Here is a 14,924-nt window from a genome sequence, read left to right as displayed (position 1 = left end):
CTCCGAAGTACGAGTGAGCTCACCCCACCGTACGAAACGCGGCCTTTGCCCGAAGGTGATTCGCGATCATCGCCCGCCCGTGATGTTGCCTTGGTCATAAGGTGGAAGACGCGGCGCCGGCCGGGGTGTTGGCGGCGACATGAGCCGACTCTTCGCTCCGGTGACCCTGCGCGGCGTCACGTTCCCCAACCGCGTCTGGGCGGCACCGATGTGCCAGTACTCGTCCGCCGACGGGCACCCCACCGACTGGCACCTGGTGCACCTCGGCGGCATCGCCCGCGGCGGCGCCGGCGCGGTCATCGCGGAGGCGACCGCGGTGCGCCCCGACGGCCGGATCACCCCGCAGGACGCCGGCATCTGGAGCGACGGGCAGGCCGCGGACTACGCCAGGATCACCGCGTTCATCCGCGGCCAGGGCTCGGTGCCCGGCATCCAGCTGGCGCACGCGGGGCGCAAGGCGTCGACGTTCGCGCCGTGGCGGGGCAAGGGCAGCGTGCCGGCGGCCGAGGGCGGCTGGCCGACCGTCGCGCCGTCCGCGGTGCCGTTCGACGGCTTCGCCACGCCCGCCGAGCTGTCCACCGGCGAGATCGGCGCGCTCGTGCGGGACTGGGCCGCGGCCGCCCGGCGCGCGGTCGACGCCGGGTTCGAGGTCGTCGAGGTCCACGCCGCGCACGGCTACCTGCTGCACGAGTTCCTGTCCCCGCTGTCCAACCTGCGCACCGACGCCTACGGCGGCGACCTGGCCGGCCGGTCCCGGCTGCTGCTGGAGGTCGTCGACGCGGTCCGCGGCGCGGTCCCGGACCGGCTGCCGCTGCTCGTGCGGGTCAGCGCCACCGACTGGGTCGAGGGTGGTCTCACCGTCGACGAGGTCGCCGAGGTGGCCGCCGTCCTCGCCGGGCACGGCGTCGACCTGGTCGACGTGTCCAGCGGCGGCAACCACGCCGGCCAGCAGATCGTCGCCGGCCCCGGTTACCAGGTGCCGTTCGCCCGGGCGGTCCGCGAGCGCTCCGGCCTGCCGGTGGGTGCGGTCGGGCTCATCACCGAGCCCGCCCAGGCCGAGAAGATCCTCGCCGAGGAGTCCGCCGATGTGGTCTCGCTCGGCCGCGCGCTGCTGCGTGAGCCGTCGTGGCCGCAGCGGGCCGCGCTGGAGCTGGGCGACGACGTCGCGTGGCCGCCGCAGTACCGCGCGGGCCGCCCCGTCGCGATCCCCCGCTCATAGGCCGCCGGCGTAGTCGAACCAGTCGAACCGGACGGTGCCGTCGGCGCAGTACATGCCGATGACCCGTCCGGTGAAGCCGCCGGCGACCTCCGTCGACAGGTAGCGGCCGTCGAGCGAGGCGAGTGCGGTGAACGTCCCGTCGGCGCCCTCCACGCCGAACGCCAGGACGTCGGGTCCGCACCGGGGGTCGTCGGTGGATGCGGGCGCCACGTCGACGCCGAGGACGACGGGTCCGTCCGGCACCGGGCAGGACGCCACCTCGGCGCGCAGCGGGCCGATCCGGGCCAGCATTGTCGCGGTACCGGCGAACACCTCGATCTCGTAGTGGTGGGCCTCGTCGAGGCGGACCACGAGACCGCCGCGGCCCTCACCCGGGTCGAGCAGCGTCCTGGCCCGGCACGCGAGGTGCTGCTGGCGCCGGGCGACGAGGGTGACGTCCAGGTCGTCCAGCGACCCGCCGGCCGCGTGCAGCGTCAGCCAGCCGGGCCGGTCCGGGCTGGTGGACGGCGGCCGCCGCAGCGAGACCCACCGCGGATGCATGGGACCGTCGAAGTCGTCGCGGACCGGCTCGACGGCGGCGGGGTACAGCGGCCAGCCCACGGCCGGCAGGTCCAGGGTCAGCGGACCGGCGACCGGCCAGCCGTCGACCCAGCGCACCGGCGCGAGGTACGTCTCCCGGCCGAGGACGTGCCAGCCGGGTGAGCCGCCGCCGGGGCGCACCCCGAGCAGCACCATCCACCAGGAGCCGTCGGGCGCCTGCACGAGGTCGGCGTGGCCGGTGTTCTGGATCGGGTGGCCGGTCCCCCGGTGGGTGAGGATCGGGTTGAACGGGCACGGTTCGAACGGCCCGGACGGCGACGGGCCGCGCGCGACCGACACGGCGTGGCCGCGCTCGGTGCCGCCCTCCGCCAGCAGCAGGTACCAGTGGTCGCCGATCCGGTACAGGTGCGGCGCTTCCGGCGCCTTCGCCCCCGGCGTGCCCGACCAGATCCGCTGCGGTTCGCCGAGCACGGCCCCGGTCGCGGTGTCGAGGCGCACCTGCGAGACGCCTGCGACGGTGCACCAGCAGGTGCCGTCGGCGTCCCACGCGAGGTCGGGGTCGATGCCGGCGACGCCCGGCAGCGCGATGGGCTCCGACCAGGGCCCGGCCGGGTCGGTGGCGGTGTAGAGCCGGTTGCCGCCGGCGCTGACGTTGGTGACGACGAGCCAGAACCGGCCGTCGTGGTGGCGCAGCGTGGGTGCGTAGAGGCCGCCGGAGGACCGGGTGCCGGGCGGCAGTGGCAGCTGGCTCGGGCGGTCGAGCGCGTTGCCGATCTGCGTCCAGTGCACCAGGTCGCGGCTGTGAAAGATCGGCACGCCGGGGAAGTACTCGAAGCTGGAGCAGGCCAGGTAGTAGTCGTCGCCGGCCCGGCAGACGCTCGGGTCCGGGTGGAAGCCGGCAACGACTGGGTTGCTCAGGTCGCTCGTCATGCGGTGACCCTTCCAAGGCGTTGACAGCGGGGCCTGGGCGGGGGTCTATTATTCGACTGAACGTTTGGTTAGTTCTTGTTGCTTGTCCGCCGGCCGGTTCGCTGGTCTTCCGTTGGTCCAGTTCCGCTGGTCCTCCGTTGGTCCAGGTCCGCTGGTCTTCCGCTGGTTTCGTTGGTCGAGTTTTCGTTGGTCGAGGAGAGCCGTATGCCCAGTCCCATGCTCCGGAGCCACGTCCTCGGCGCCTGGCACACCGCCGACGACGACGGCAAGGCCGTCCACGACGCGGTCACCGGCGAGGAGATCGCGCGGGTCAGCTCCAGCGGCGTCGACTTCGCCGCCGCGCTCGACTACGGCCGGCGCACCGGCGGCCCGGCGCTGCGGGAGCTCACCTTCCACCAGCGCGCCGCCCTGCTCAAGGCGCTCGGCCTGCACATCCGCGAGCAGCGGGAGCGGCTCTACGCCGTGTCCGCGAGGACCGGGGCGACGCTCGGCGACTCCAAGTTCGACGTCGACGGCGGCATGGGCGTCCTGCTCTCGTACGCCAGCAAGGCCAAGCGCGAGCTGCCCAACGACACGGTGTACGTCGACGGCCCCGTCGAGCCGCTCGGCAAGGGCGGGACGTTCCTCGGCCAGCACGTCTGCGTGCCGCTGCACGGCGTCGCGGTGCAGATCAACGCGTTCAACTTCCCGGTCTGGGGCCCGCTGGAGAAGTTCGCGCCGGCGTTCCTGGCCGGCGTCCCCACCATCGTCAAGCCGGCGACGCCGACCGCGTTCCTCACCGCCGAGCTCATCGAGGTCATCGTCGAGTCCGGCCTCCTGCCCGCCGGCGCCCTGCAGTTCGTCGCCGGCGGCCTCGGCGACACGTTCGACCACCTCACCGGCCAGGACCTCGTCTCCTTCACCGGCTCCGCGTCGACCGCGCAGCTGCTGCGCACCCACTCCGCGCTGGTCCGCAACGCGGTGCGGTTCAACGCCGAGGCCGACTCGCTCAACCTGTCGGCGCTCGGCCCCGACGCCGGCCCCGGCACGCCCGAGTTCGACCTGTTCGTCAAGGCGCTCGTCGCCGAGATGACCGTGAAGGCCGGCCAGAAGTGCACCGCGATCCGGCGGGCCTTCGTGCCGTCAGGGCTGGTCGAGGCCGTGGTCGAGGCGGCGACCGCCCGGCTCGCGAAGACCGTCGTCGGCAATCCGGCCGCGGAGGGTGTACGGATGGGCGCCCTCGCCAGCCTTGACCAGCGCGACGAGGTCCGGCGCAGCGTCGGTGCCCTCACCGGCGCCGGCCGGATCGTCTACGGCGACCCGGAGAAGGTCGACGTGCTCGACGCCGACCCGCGGCGCGGCGCGTTCCTGTCCCCGATCCTGCTCGTCGGCGACCCGGACCGGGCCGAGCCGCACGAGGTCGAGGCGTTCGGCCCCGTCGCCACCGTCATGGCCTACGACACCACCGACCAGCTCGTCGAGTACGCCGCCCGCGGCCAGGGCAGCCTCGCCGGCTCGGTCGTCACCGCCGACACCGCGTTCGCCCGCGACGTCGTCCTCGGCGTCGCCCCCTGGCACGGCCGGCTGCTGATCCTCAACGACCGCGACGCCAAGGAGTCCACCGGCCACGGCTCGCCGCTGCCGATGCTCGTCCACGGCGGCCCCGGCCGCGCCGGCGGCGGCGAGGAGATGGGCGGCATCCGCGGCGTCCTGCACCACATGCAGCGCACCGCCGTCCAGGCCGACCCGGACACGCTCGCCGCGGTCACCGGCCGCTGGGTCGCCGGCGCGCAGCGGCACGTCGACGACGTCCACCCGTTCCGCAAGAACCTCGCCCAGCTGCGCCCCGGCGACACCGTCGTCGCCGGCCCGCGCCGCGTCACGCAGGAGGACGTCGAGCACTTCGCCGAGTTCACCGGCGACACGTTCTACGCCCACATGGACGCCGAGGCCGCCGCCGCCAACCCGCTCTTCGGCGAGCGGGTCGCGCACGGCTACCTCGTCGTCAGCCTCGCCGCCGGCCTCTTCGTCGACCCCGACCCGGGCCCCGTCCTGGCCAACTTCGGCGTCGACTCGCTGCGCTTCCTGTCCCCCGTCAAGTTCGGCGACGAGCTCACCGTGACCCTGACCTGCAAGCAGATCACCCCGCGCGAGTCCGCCGACTACGGCGAGGTCCGCTGGGACGCCGACGTCACCCGCCAGGACGGCGAGTCCGTGGCGAAGTACGACGTCCTCACCCTGGTCGCGAAGCCGGCCGGGTGAGCGTCCCGGGCCGACGCAGCGGCGCAGTGGGGGGGCGGCGGCATGAGCGGCCAGTTTCGCGTCTCGGGCCGCTCAGGTCGACGCCGTAGCGCTGCGGTGGTGGCGGCATGAGCGACGCCGTCGAGCTCGGGCAGCGCCCCGGCCGCGGCCGCCCTCCCCGGTACAGCCGCGACGAACTGATCGCGAAGGTCGTCACGGTCTTCAACGAGCGCGGCTACGAGGCCACCTCCATGGAGGACCTCGCCCGCGCGACCGGCCTGAACAAGTCGTCCTTCTACCACCACTTCACCGGCAAGGAGGAGCTGCTCGGCCTCGGCGTCGGCCGCGCCCTCGACGCCCTCACCGCGGTGCTCGCCGAACCCGCCGCGCTCTCCGGCCGCCCGGCGCAGCGCCTCGAACACGTGCTGCGCCGCACCGCCGAGGTCCTCCTGGCCGAGCTGCCGTACGTCACCCTCCTGCTCCGCGTCCGCGGCAACACCACCGTCGAACGCGACGCCCTCCACCGCCGCCGCGACCTCGACACCCGCGTCGCCGCCATGGTCCGCGCCGCCGCCGACGCCGGCGAGATCCGCGCCGACATCGACCCCCGCCTCGCCACCCGCCTCCTCTTCGGCATGGTCAACTCCATCACCGAGTGGTACCGCCCCGACCCCTCCCGCCCTTCCCCCGACATCGCTTCCGCCGTCGTCACCCTCACCCTGCACGGCCTCTCCACCCAACCCACCCCCTGAGCCGCGCTCCCGCGATCTCCTACATGGGCGAGCCCCGCAACCTGGCCGCCACCGCACTGACCATGCCCCAGCCGTCGCATCTGACGTGGCCGCCCGGCACCTCGGCTGTGTCGTCGCGGCGGTGACCCTGGTCAGCGGGAGCCGCCTGCAGCAGGACATCGTCGTGGACCCGCTGTGCGACGCGCTGGCCCGCAGCGGGCAGGCCGGTAGCGCAGCCCGTTCACCGTTCCGCGACGGTCCGGGTGTCGTAGGCCGCACGGGATCGTTCCACTTCGGCCACGTTCTCCCTACCCCAGGCGATCATCGGCTTGACCGCTTCGTGGAGGGTGACGCCCATCTCGGTGAGCCGGTACTCGACGTGCGGGGGCATGACCTCGAGCACGGTACGGACGAGGATGCCGTCGCGTTCAAGATTGCGCAGGGTGACGGTCAACATCCGCTGGCTGACGCCGTCCAGGCCGCGCTTGAGCTCGCTGAACCGTCTCGGCCCCGCGTCCAGCATCGAGATGACGTGCAGTGACCACTTGTCCTCGATCAGCGGTCGGCATCCGCTGCGCATGGTTACCTCCAGAGAACCGAGGCACCGGAATGTGCCTGATTGCCGCTGCATGACATCCGTCAGAGCATGAGGGAGCTCCCAAGAAACACCCTCACAGCGAAGGATAGGCATGTCCACTTACGTCCTCATCCATGGCGCGTGGCACAGCGGGGCGGCCTGGGACCGCGTCGTGCCGCTGCTGAGCGCCGCCGGCCACCGGGTGCTCGCACCGACCCTGACCGGCTACGGCGACCGCATCCATCTCCTCAGCCCCGAGGTCGGACTCGACACCCACATCGACGACGTCGTGCGGCTGCTCGACGACGAGGACGACGTCGTCCTCGTCGGCCACAGCTACGCCGGCATGGTCATCACCGGAACGGCGAACCGCGCACCGGACAAGATCGCCCGCCTCGTCTTCCTCGACGCCATGGTTCCCCACGACGGCGAAAGCGCCGTCGACGTGATGCCGGCCACCCAACACCTCATCGACCGGGCGGCACAGACCGACACCCCATGGCGTGTGCCACCGATGTCCCGCTCCTTCGGCGTCACGGAACCGGCCGACCTCGCCTGGCTGGACACGATGCTGTCCGACCAACCGGTCCGCTGCCTGCAACAGCCGGTCGCCTTCGACAATCCAGCCGCGCACGCGATCCCACGCACCCACATCCACTGCACCACCGACGCTCCACCGCGGCGCCCCGTCCCCCCGCAGGACGAGGTGTGGGAGCTGCCCACCGGCCACGACTGCATGATCACCATGCCCTTCGAGCTCACCGAACTCCTCCTCAAAGCGCACTGAGGAGTCAACCCGGTCCCGCCATACCTGCCGAAGCCACGGCAGCATCGGCTTCGCGCTCGCAGCGCGGCGGCACCGTTCGCGGTCGCAGGTCTCAGTCTCGCGGGCGCTGCGCCTGGTCGAGTGAACGGTTGAGCCACTCCATCATCAGGGCCCGTTCGGCGTCGGTGAGCGCGGGCACCTCGGGCACCAGGGCGGCGAACGTGACCGTGACCGTGGTCGTGGTGGCGTCCGGCGCCGCAGGTGCGGCCGTGAGGATCCGGTCGGCGACGGCGTCGAACATCACGTCCGCCAGGCCGGGGTCCCGCAGTGCCGCGGGCATGCCCAGCAGGGCCAGGACGGTGCCGGTGCCGGCAGCGTGGATCATGGCCACGGCCCGTCGCTCGTCGACGCGCAGGCGGCCCGCGGCGGCGAGCCGCCGGACCAGCGTGCGCAGGACCTCGATGCCGGCGGTCGTCGCCGGGGAGGGCGCGCCGCGGCCGGGGGTGTTGAGCAGTGCGTACAGCTCCGGGTTGGCCAGTCCGAACTCGACGTGCAGCTGCCATCCGGCGCGCAGGTCGGCCACGGGGTCGCCGCTGGGTTGGGCCGCCGAGACCGACTTGCCGGCGACATAGGTGGCCATGACGTGCTCGGCGAGGGCATCGATGAGGCCGTCCTTGTCGCCGAACAGCCGGTAGATGGCCGGCGCCTGCATGCCGGCGGCCTGGGCCACCGCCCGGGTCGTCACGCCGCGGGCGCCGTGCTCGGCCAGCAGCCGTGCGGCCGCGTCGAGGACGGCGGAACGGCTCTCGTCGCGAACCCCGGCGACCTGCGTCTGCTCCATGTATCGAGGATAACAGGAACTTGTTTCCGTTGGAAAATCGCTGATAACGTCGTACCGATACCAACGGAAACAAGGAGCGACATGATCATCGTCACCGGAGCCACCGGCAACCTCGGATCCCGCATCGTCACCCGGCTGCTGGAACTGGTCCCCGCCGACACCGTGGGCGTCAGCGTCCGCGACGCCGGCAAGGCCGCCGCGCTCGCCGAACGCGGCGTCCGCGTCCGGGTCGGCGACTTCACCGACCCCGGCACCCTCCGGCACGCGTTCGAGGGCGCCCGCCAGGTGCTGGTCATCTCCGCCTCGATCCGCGGCGCCGGTGCGGTCGCGGCCAACATCGCCGCCATCGACGCCGCACGCGCAGCGGGAGCGCAGCGCATCCTGTACACGAGCCATCAAGCAGCGGCGAAGGACTCACTCTTCGCACCGCAGCTCACCCACGCCTTGACCGAAGAGCACCTCACCCGGCAGGGCGTCGCATTCACCGCCCTGCGCAACGGGTTCTACGCCAGCACGCTCGGCCACCACCTCGGCGCCGCCCTGGAGACCGGCCGGCTCGTCGCGCCTCAGGACGGCCCGGTCTCCTGGACCGACCACGCCGACCTGGCGGAGGTGGCTGCGGCGGTACTGGCAGGCAACGTCACCCTCGACGGCGTCACCGCACCGCTGACCGCGCCCCAGGCACTCGACTTCGAGGCCGTCGCCGGCATGCTCAGCGACCTCACGGGGCGCACCATCGAACGGGTCGTCGTGGACGACGAGGCGTGGAAGACCGCGGCGGTCGAGCGCGGCATGCCACCGCAGGCCGCCGACTTCACCCTCGGCATGTTCCGCGCCGCCCGCCGGGGCGAGTTCGCCGTCACCGACCCGACCCTGGAGACCGTCATCGGGCGGCCCGCCGTCCCGGCCGGCGCGGTCCTCGCCACGATGACCGCGGCGCAGCTCGCAGCTCGATGACCCGGCGGCCACACCCGGACTCCGGTTTCCGCCCCTGCCCCGGCCGGAGCTGACCGGCGCGGTATGAAGGATGGGCGACCATCGCAAATAAGGACAAGACGGGTGAAGAGGATGGGTGAGCAGGCACGGACGATGCTCACGGACCTGCTCCACATCCGCCCGATGCGAGGCACCCACCGGGCCGCGCTGAGGGCCGGCGTCAGCGTCCTGGTCCCCCTGCTCACCGTGCTGGCGCTGGGCCACCCGGGCTGGACGGCCTACGCCGCCTTCGGGGCGTTCACCTCGCTGTACGGGCGCAACCACGTGCACCTGTCCCGCGCCGCGATGCAGGCGAGCGCCGCAGCGGCGCTGACGGCGTCGGTCGTCCTCGGCGTGCTCGTCGGCTCGCTGGAATCGCGGGCGTGGGTCGCGGTGCCGGTCGCCGCGCTCGTCGCGGCGCTGGGCGCCGTGCTCGCCGCCGCGCAGGACTGGCACCCGCCGGGGCCGCTCTTCCTGGTCTTCGCGTTCGGTACGGTCGCCTCGGCCCCGCACCACGTGTCGGACGTCGCGGTCGCCGCCGCCGTGACCGGGGCCAGCAGCCTGTTCGCGCTGCTGGTCGGGAACGTGGGCAGCCTCGTCCGCCGGCAGCGGAGCCGACCGGCCCGGCTGGCGCACGTGTGGACGTGGGAGCCGGTGCGCTACGCCCTCGCCGTGGTGCTGGCGGGCGGCCTGGCGACCGGGATCGGGATCGGCCACCCGTACTGGGCGACCGTGGCGGCCGTCGCTCCGCTCAGCGCCCCCGGCCGCACCGCCCAACTGGCCCGCGCCGCGCACCGGGTCCTCGGCACGCTGCTCGGGCTGCTGCCCAGCGCGGCGCTGCTCGCGCTGCACCTTCCGCCGTACGCGACCGTGCTGGTCGTGGCGGCGCTGCAGATCGTCACGGAGCTGCTGGTCGGACGGCACTACGGGCTGGCGCTGCTGTGCATCACCCCGATGGCGCTGCTGATGGGGCAGCTGGCGGTGCCCCGCCCGGCCGGGCAGCTCCTCTTCGACCGGGGGGTCGAGACGGTGATCGGCGGCCTCATCGGCGGCGCGATCGTCCTGTGCCAACCGTGGCACCGCCTGAACCCGGGCCGGCGAGCTTCCAGAGGTCGCCGCCTCCAGCGGCGCTCCGACTCGGCTGGAACCGTCCGCCGCGGATGACAACCGGTGGGCGCGAAGTTGCGTCCTTCCATCCGATGTTGTCAGGCAGTGGTGCGTGGAGGGTTGACGGACGATTCGGCGGAGGACGCGTTCCGGGCGTTCGTGACGGCGCGGTCGCCCGCCCTGTTGCGCAGCGCGTACCTGCTCGTCGGCGACCGCAGCAAGGCGGAGGACCTGCTGCAGGTCACGCCGCTCAAGGCGTGCCAGCGGTGGCGGCGCATCAGAGATCCGGCCGCGGCCGAGGGCTACGTGCGGCGCGCGATGGTGAACACCGCGAAGTCGAGGTGGCACAGCCGGCCGTACCGGGAGCGACCGGTCGACGCGCTGCCCGAGCGCAGCGGCTCGGACGAGATCGCGGCGCGCATCGAGCAGGAGGCGATGTGGCAGCACCTGCGGGGGCTGCCGGCCAAGCAGCGCGCCGTGCTGGTGCTGCGCTACTACGAGGGCATGACCGAGGCGGAGATCGCCGACACGCTGAATTTGAATAATCTGTTGAAAACAGATCGTTGAGCTGGCATGCTCCGAAGGTATGACGGAGATGCTGACCTTCCCCGACCCCGAGGCACGGCGCGCGGAGCGGGTGTACGCCGCGCTGGCCCACCTCACCGAGCGCCACGCCGCATCGCCCGAGCTGCGCTCGCGGCATACCCACGCGGACGTCGCCGCCCCGCACGAGGTGGTCCGCGTCGCCGCGGCGATGGCCGCCGGGTCGATCCCGCCGGCCCCAGGCGAGCCCCCGCTGGACAGGTCCGACCTGGTCGCGGCACTGACCCTGCTACCCGAGGTGCGGGCGGAAGTGGACGCCACGGAGCTTTACCTGCTCAGAACCGCCCGCGCCCGCGCGATGACCTGGCAGGACATCGCGCTGAGCCTCGGCCTGGGCACCCCGCAAGCGGCCCGGCAGCGCTACGAGCGACTGGAGGCCCGGAGCGACCCGACGACATGATCGGCGGCTCGAGCCGGCGCGCCCGTAGAGAGCTGCCATCCCGACAGCCCGGACCCGGGAACGTCAACCGGCATGTCCGACCCGGCCAACGCTCGCGGTCGCAGCACCAGCCGGGACGGCTCGGCTTCAGACCGGGGTGGCGACCGGCAGACCGGCGACGCAGCGCACGTTGAGGCGGAGCTTGGCGGCCAGCAGGTCGATCTCCACGCGCGCCGTGTCACGGGCGCCGCCGTCCACGTTTGCGACCTTCGCGCCCGGGGCGGGCCGGACGTCGAGGACGCGCACCTTCCCGTCGGCGCAGCCGGCGACCACAACCCCGCCGAGGGTCGACAGGCTGACGGCGACCAGCGCCGGCGTCGCTTCGGGGTTGGCGCTCGTCACCGGCGCCGTGGTGGCCGGCGCGCCGGCCGTCGGCGGGGCGGTGGTGACGGCCGGCCCCGGGTCGGTGTGTCCATCGCCGTCCGTGGCGTTGCCCGGGCGTCCGGCCGAGCCGCCCGACTCGGTTCGGCCGTTGCCCGCCGACGGATCGCTTCCGGTACCCGGGGACGGGCTGGTGCCGAACTCGACCGCAGGTTCCGTCCCGTCCGGCTGCGCGGCGCCGGCCGCACCCGGTTCGCGTCCCGCGGAGCTCGGCAGTTCGATCGGCCCGGCGTCGTGCGCCAGCAGGAACGACCCGAGGATCACCGCCGCGGCGGTCGACAGGGTGAGGGCGAGCCGCGTACGACGCCGGCTGTGGAACTCTTCGGCGACGTCGTCCGCCGGCGATCCGGTGAAGATGCCGATCGCCCGAACCGGGCGGTGCGGCACGCCGGACGGGAGCCGTTCGGTGACGTGGTCCTGCCCGCCGGGCACCTGTTCTTCATCCACGAACATAGTTTCTATCAGACGGCTCGGCCCGGCACGGCCAGCGCCGCGACGGGCGCATCGACCCATGCGCTACTCACCGAGACGTTCTTCGCTGGACACGCCCTGAAAGCCGACCGCACCGCCGTACCGAGTCCGCCCGCGGCGACCAGCACATCGGCACAAGTGTATTCTTTGGTGCGTATAGACATAAGGCGGGACCCCTGCACAACCCTGCGATCAGGTCTATCCACAGCAACGACGAACCCGACATCGCCCGAGCCACCAGACGCACCAACCGCCGCCTACACGATCTCATCGACACAGCAACCAAACGCTACCCCCCGACTACGCAATGAACCCGTCCAGGCTTCTTGTGCTGCGGCGCAACATTTGAGTAGTCACATATAATCATTCAGTAATGTAAATCTATAAATTACATGATCGATCGAATAGGTTGGAGGCTCAATCATCACTCACGGGGAGGCAAGATGGCGTTGCCCCATGCTGCCCGAAAGGCGGCAACGGCAAAGAATCTACTCACGGCCAGCATGGCCGCGCTGGCACTGATCGGGGGTTCGCTGCTGGCGCCGGCTGCGGCAGTTGCGGCTCCCGGCGGGTCGCCGGCACAGTCGCCGAGCGCATCGACGCCGGGCGAGACGACGATGAAGCTGGTCGGCTTCGACGAAGCAGCCGCCAAGGCCAACGGCCTGGAGATCGTGACGTTGCCAGACGGGGCGCAGGCAGCAGTGCCGGCCGCGAAGGCCGCCGCGGCCCGGGCGGGCACCTACCGGCCCACGAAGGGCGTGTTGCCGGCGAAGTCGGCGGGCGCCCCGGGCACGAACTACGCCGAGATCACCGGCGAGTGCGGCACGTCGTGGGTCAATCTCAGCCCGACCGGTTACGCCTGGGCGGTCCTGACGTCAGGCGTACGGCTGCATCCGGAGGCAGGCACGCCGTGGGACGTCCACTGGACCATCGAGATCAAGGACAGGGGCGGCCGCTCGGCGCCCTACTTCGATGAGTACGACGGCTTCACCGGCTCGTTCTCGTGGACGATGTACGGCGTCGACGTACACCTGACGGTTGGGCCGGCCACGGCGCAGGTCACATACGGCAGCTTCATCATCACCTCCGAGGCCTGGGTCTGTTATTCCTACGGACCTAAAACTTCGACAAACATCTATTGATGCGATAGTGCGATCCGGGCACTGCTGGACGTCGGTGCCCGGATCGCGCCGCGATGGCAGAATAAAGGCGGCACGGAGGGAGGTGTGGGCGATGCGTTTTGACGAATTCCGCAAGGCCAGCGACCTGCACGCAGCCCAGACTGAACGGATCCGGCAGGCGCTCGAGGGCAGCGACCTCGGGGTGGTCGCGGTGTCCGAGGCGACCCGGCCCGCCGAGCCGCAGCTCGGCGGGCTGCACCGGGGCGACGGCGTGGTGCTGGGCGTGGAGGTCGTCCACGACGCCGGCAACGTCCGGGTCGTGGTGGACACCGCGCGACGGTTCGGGCACCGGCCGCTGCGGTCGATGGTGGAGCATCAGTTGCGCCAGGCGGGTGAGCGGTTCTCCACCCAGGACTGGACCGAAGGCGACGCCACGGTGGTCGTCGACGGCGCGCCGGTCGCGGCCCGGATCATCCGGGCCGGGCAGCGGTGGTGGGCCGCCCGCTGCCGGCTGGGTGACCTGGAGATCAGTGTCGGCGCCCAGGACTGGCACCCGGACGTCATCGCCGTGGAGACCGTCCCCGACGTGGCCGCGATGCTGGCTCGACGCCAGCCGCCGGCTCTGCGCGGCAGCGAACGGGAGCCTGAGGCGGTGGGCGGACCAGGGGCGGCCGGCGAGCCGGTCCTGGACGGTCCGCGGCGAGAGCCGCACCGTGCGCTCGTCGACATGGTCCTCGCGGCCACGGCGGAACACACCGAGTGGCTCGCCGACGGTGGCGTGCTGCCCGACCTGCCGTGGCACTGGGGGACGCTGTGGCGCGCCGCCGTACGACGCCACACGGAGCTGACCGGCGAGTCGGAGCCGGCCGCCGAGGAGTCGGTGCGCGGCATCGTGGACGAGCTGGCCAACCTGTACCGCAACGCGGCCTGGTTCCGGGAGGACCGGGCGCTGCAGGAGCGGGCGATCGGCGAGGCCCTACTGCACGGCACCGGACTGAGCGACGCCGTGCCCAGCCGTCCCGCTCACCTCGCCTGGCGCCGGCTGCGGGACGACGCCGAGCAGGACCCGCAGGCTCACCACACCGCCCACGAGGAATGGCTCGCAGCGTGGGCCGGCTGGGCAGAGCGTCGGTAGGGCTGGCCGCACACCAGCAACTGATCGTGCTCCTCTTCATCAGCAGGAAGGTGCTCCGCTCCGGTGGAGCTGGAAGGCCGACGACCGCTGCGACACCGCCCTGACCCTCGGCGCCCTCGAGTGCGGCGACACCGGGTTGGCTGCGGCACTTCGAGCTGGTGGTCTTTTCGTGCCCGATCGGGCCGGCCAGGCCGGAACCCTCGGCAAATCGCTGGTGCTGCCGCGAGGTCAGCCTGGCCCCCGATCACGTGCTGTTCGTGGGCGGCCGCGTCGAGAAACGGCGCGGCCGCCCGGTGCGTCGGACTACACGCGCGCCTGTTCGTCGGCCTGGGCCTGGACCTCGTCCAGCGAGTCGGGGATCTCGGCGCCCGCTGCGGCGTCCGGCAGGTCGTCCTCCATGCGGTGCAGGGGACGGTAGGCCAGGCCCAGCGCGCCCCAGATCACCAGCAGCACGCCGCAGGCCAGCAGGATCAGGCCCGTGCCGCGGGCGTCCCCCACGCCCACGACCCGCCCGACGGTGTCCGCGAGCGCGCCACCGGGCCGCAGCAGCGGCGCGACCGCCTCCGTGAACGGCGGCGCAGTCAGGAACGCGACCGGTGTCATCGCCACGGCCAGCATCTGGTTCGTGGCGAGGACCCGGCCCTGCAGTTCGAGGCCGACCTTGACCTGGATGATCGCGAGCCAGTGGGCGTTGAGGATGGTGAGCGAGGCGTACCAGATGAGGCTGCCTGCTGCCGCGAGCGCCGTCGATGGCCGTAGCCCGACGAGTGCGGCGCCGAGGCCGACCCCGATGACGAAGCCGACCATGCCGGTGGCGCGGCGTTCGGCGCCGCCCCACAGCACCATGGCCAGCGCGCCGAGGGCGGCC

General features: G+C 72.5%; 14 protein-coding genes and 1 pseudogene. 10 read left to right on the top strand and 5 right to left on the bottom strand.

The genetic code is table 11. The features are described from left to right. The first annotated feature begins 139 nt into the window (after positions 1-139). Complete coding sequence (locus AB0I21_RS05995; protein WP_360559302.1) at positions 140-1,219, top strand: NADH:flavin oxidoreductase/NADH oxidase; 1,080 nt, start codon at positions 140-142, stop codon at positions 1,217-1,219. Here the strand turns inward: AB0I21_RS05995 and AB0I21_RS05990 are convergent. Beyond that, positions 1,214-2,689 (bottom strand): glycoside hydrolase family 43 protein, encoded by a 1,476-nt coding sequence (locus AB0I21_RS05990; protein ID WP_360559301.1) that lies wholly within the window; start codon positions 2,687-2,689, stop codon positions 1,214-1,216. The two genes, AB0I21_RS05995 and AB0I21_RS05990, sit on opposite strands and share 6 nt — an antisense overlap. A 216-nt stretch (positions 2,690-2,905) precedes the next feature. Between AB0I21_RS05990 and paaZ the strand changes: the two genes are divergently transcribed. Beyond that, positions 2,906-4,930, top strand: a complete 2,025-nt coding sequence (gene paaZ / locus AB0I21_RS05985) for a phenylacetic acid degradation bifunctional protein PaaZ (RefSeq protein ID WP_360559300.1) — start codon at positions 2,906-2,908, stop codon at positions 4,928-4,930. A 107-nt stretch (positions 4,931-5,037) separates the two neighbouring features. Continuing rightward, a complete protein-coding gene (locus AB0I21_RS05980; RefSeq protein WP_360559299.1) occupies positions 5,038-5,661 on the top strand; it encodes a TetR/AcrR family transcriptional regulator in 624 nt (207 codons plus the stop codon). A 220-nt stretch (positions 5,662-5,881) separates the two neighbouring features. On the opposite strand, the gene AB0I21_RS05975 is transcribed toward AB0I21_RS05980, so the two are convergent. Continuing rightward, positions 5,882-6,271, bottom strand: a complete 390-nt coding sequence (locus AB0I21_RS05975; protein ID WP_360559298.1) for a helix-turn-helix domain-containing protein — start codon at positions 6,269-6,271, stop codon at positions 5,882-5,884. Positions 6,272-6,329: 58 nt separating this feature from the next. On the opposite strand from AB0I21_RS05975, the gene AB0I21_RS05970 reads away from it, so the two are divergent. After that, on the top strand, positions 6,330-7,004 hold the full coding sequence (locus AB0I21_RS05970; RefSeq protein ID WP_360559297.1) for an alpha/beta fold hydrolase: 675 nt from the start codon (positions 6,330-6,332) through the stop codon (positions 7,002-7,004). 91 nt (positions 7,005-7,095) lie between these two features. Here AB0I21_RS05970 and AB0I21_RS05965 read toward each other — a convergent pair whose 3' ends face one another. Continuing rightward, on the bottom strand, positions 7,096-7,824 hold the full coding sequence (locus AB0I21_RS05965) for a TetR/AcrR family transcriptional regulator (RefSeq protein ID WP_360559296.1): 729 nt from the start codon (positions 7,822-7,824) through the stop codon (positions 7,096-7,098). A gap of 81 nt (positions 7,825-7,905) precedes the next feature. Here AB0I21_RS05965 and AB0I21_RS05960 point away from each other — a divergent pair, with 81 nt between their 5' ends. The 4 genes from AB0I21_RS05960 to AB0I21_RS05945 all read left to right on the top strand — a co-directional run bounded on the left by AB0I21_RS05960 (position 7,906) and on the right by AB0I21_RS05945 (position 10,909). Then, positions 7,906-8,781 (top strand): NAD(P)H-binding protein, encoded by an 876-nt coding sequence (locus AB0I21_RS05960; RefSeq protein ID WP_360559295.1) that lies wholly within the window; start codon positions 7,906-7,908, stop codon positions 8,779-8,781. Positions 8,782-8,892: 111 nt separating this feature from the next. Further along, complete coding sequence (locus AB0I21_RS05955) at positions 8,893-9,963, top strand: FUSC family protein (RefSeq protein WP_360559458.1); 1,071 nt, start codon at positions 8,893-8,895, stop codon at positions 9,961-9,963. Positions 9,964-9,969: 6 nt separating this feature from the next. After that, positions 9,970-10,473 (top strand): SigE family RNA polymerase sigma factor, encoded by a 504-nt coding sequence (locus AB0I21_RS05950; RefSeq protein WP_360559294.1) that lies wholly within the window; start codon positions 9,970-9,972, stop codon positions 10,471-10,473. Between the two features lie 19 nt (positions 10,474-10,492). Further along, complete coding sequence (locus tag AB0I21_RS05945; RefSeq protein WP_360559293.1) at positions 10,493-10,909, top strand: DNA-binding protein; 417 nt, start codon at positions 10,493-10,495, stop codon at positions 10,907-10,909. A gap of 126 nt (positions 10,910-11,035) precedes the next feature. On the opposite strand, the gene AB0I21_RS05940 is transcribed toward AB0I21_RS05945, so the two are convergent. Continuing rightward, on the bottom strand, positions 11,036-11,776 hold the full coding sequence (locus AB0I21_RS05940) for a hypothetical protein (protein ID WP_360559292.1): 741 nt from the start codon (positions 11,774-11,776) through the stop codon (positions 11,036-11,038). Positions 11,777-12,243: 467 nt separating this feature from the next. Between AB0I21_RS05940 and AB0I21_RS05935 the strand changes: the two genes are divergently transcribed. Both AB0I21_RS05935 and AB0I21_RS05930 read left to right on the top strand, forming a co-directional pair. Then, positions 12,244-12,942 (top strand): hypothetical protein, encoded by a 699-nt coding sequence (locus AB0I21_RS05935; RefSeq protein ID WP_360559291.1) that lies wholly within the window; start codon positions 12,244-12,246, stop codon positions 12,940-12,942. 91 nt (positions 12,943-13,033) lie between these two features. Beyond that, entirely contained in the window at positions 13,034-14,056 is a 1,023-nt protein-coding gene (locus tag AB0I21_RS05930) for a hypothetical protein (RefSeq protein ID WP_360559290.1), read from the top strand. Between the two features lie 303 nt (positions 14,057-14,359). Here the strand turns inward: AB0I21_RS05930 and AB0I21_RS05925 are convergent. After that, positions 14,360-14,924 (bottom strand): annotated as a pseudogene (locus AB0I21_RS05925) (MFS transporter); the annotation flags it as partial.

Origin of the sequence: Dactylosporangium sp. NPDC050588, from assembly GCF_040654975.1 — a bacterium.
GTDB lineage: Bacteria > Actinomycetota > Actinomycetes > Mycobacteriales > Micromonosporaceae > Dactylosporangium > Dactylosporangium maewongense.
Note: the sequence above shows the minus strand (reverse complement) of the source record. Positions and strands in the feature narration are given on the sequence as shown.

Coding starts and splice junctions, on each gene's coding strand:
- AB0I21_RS05995 (WP_360559302.1), top strand. CDS start 140: ATGAGCCGACTCTTCGCTCCGGTGACCCTGCGCGGCGTCACGTTCCCC.
- AB0I21_RS05990 (WP_360559301.1), bottom strand. CDS start 2,689: ATGACGAGCGACCTGAGCAACCCAGTCGTTGCCGGCTTCCACCCGGAC.
- paaZ (WP_360559300.1), top strand. CDS start 2,906: ATGCTCCGGAGCCACGTCCTCGGCGCCTGGCACACCGCCGACGACGAC.
- AB0I21_RS05980 (WP_360559299.1), top strand. CDS start 5,038: ATGAGCGACGCCGTCGAGCTCGGGCAGCGCCCCGGCCGCGGCCGCCCT.
- AB0I21_RS05975 (WP_360559298.1), bottom strand. CDS start 6,271: ATGCAGCGGCAATCAGGCACATTCCGGTGCCTCGGTTCTCTGGAGGTA.
- AB0I21_RS05970 (WP_360559297.1), top strand. CDS start 6,330: ATGTCCACTTACGTCCTCATCCATGGCGCGTGGCACAGCGGGGCGGCC.
- AB0I21_RS05965 (WP_360559296.1), bottom strand. CDS start 7,824: ATGGAGCAGACGCAGGTCGCCGGGGTTCGCGACGAGAGCCGTTCCGCC.
- AB0I21_RS05960 (WP_360559295.1), top strand. CDS start 7,906: ATGATCATCGTCACCGGAGCCACCGGCAACCTCGGATCCCGCATCGTC.
- AB0I21_RS05955 (WP_360559458.1), top strand. CDS start 8,893: ATGGGTGAGCAGGCACGGACGATGCTCACGGACCTGCTCCACATCCGC.
- AB0I21_RS05945 (WP_360559293.1), top strand. CDS start 10,493: ATGACGGAGATGCTGACCTTCCCCGACCCCGAGGCACGGCGCGCGGAG.
- AB0I21_RS05935 (WP_360559291.1), top strand. CDS start 12,244: ATGGCGTTGCCCCATGCTGCCCGAAAGGCGGCAACGGCAAAGAATCTA.
- AB0I21_RS05930 (WP_360559290.1), top strand. CDS start 13,034: ATGCGTTTTGACGAATTCCGCAAGGCCAGCGACCTGCACGCAGCCCAG.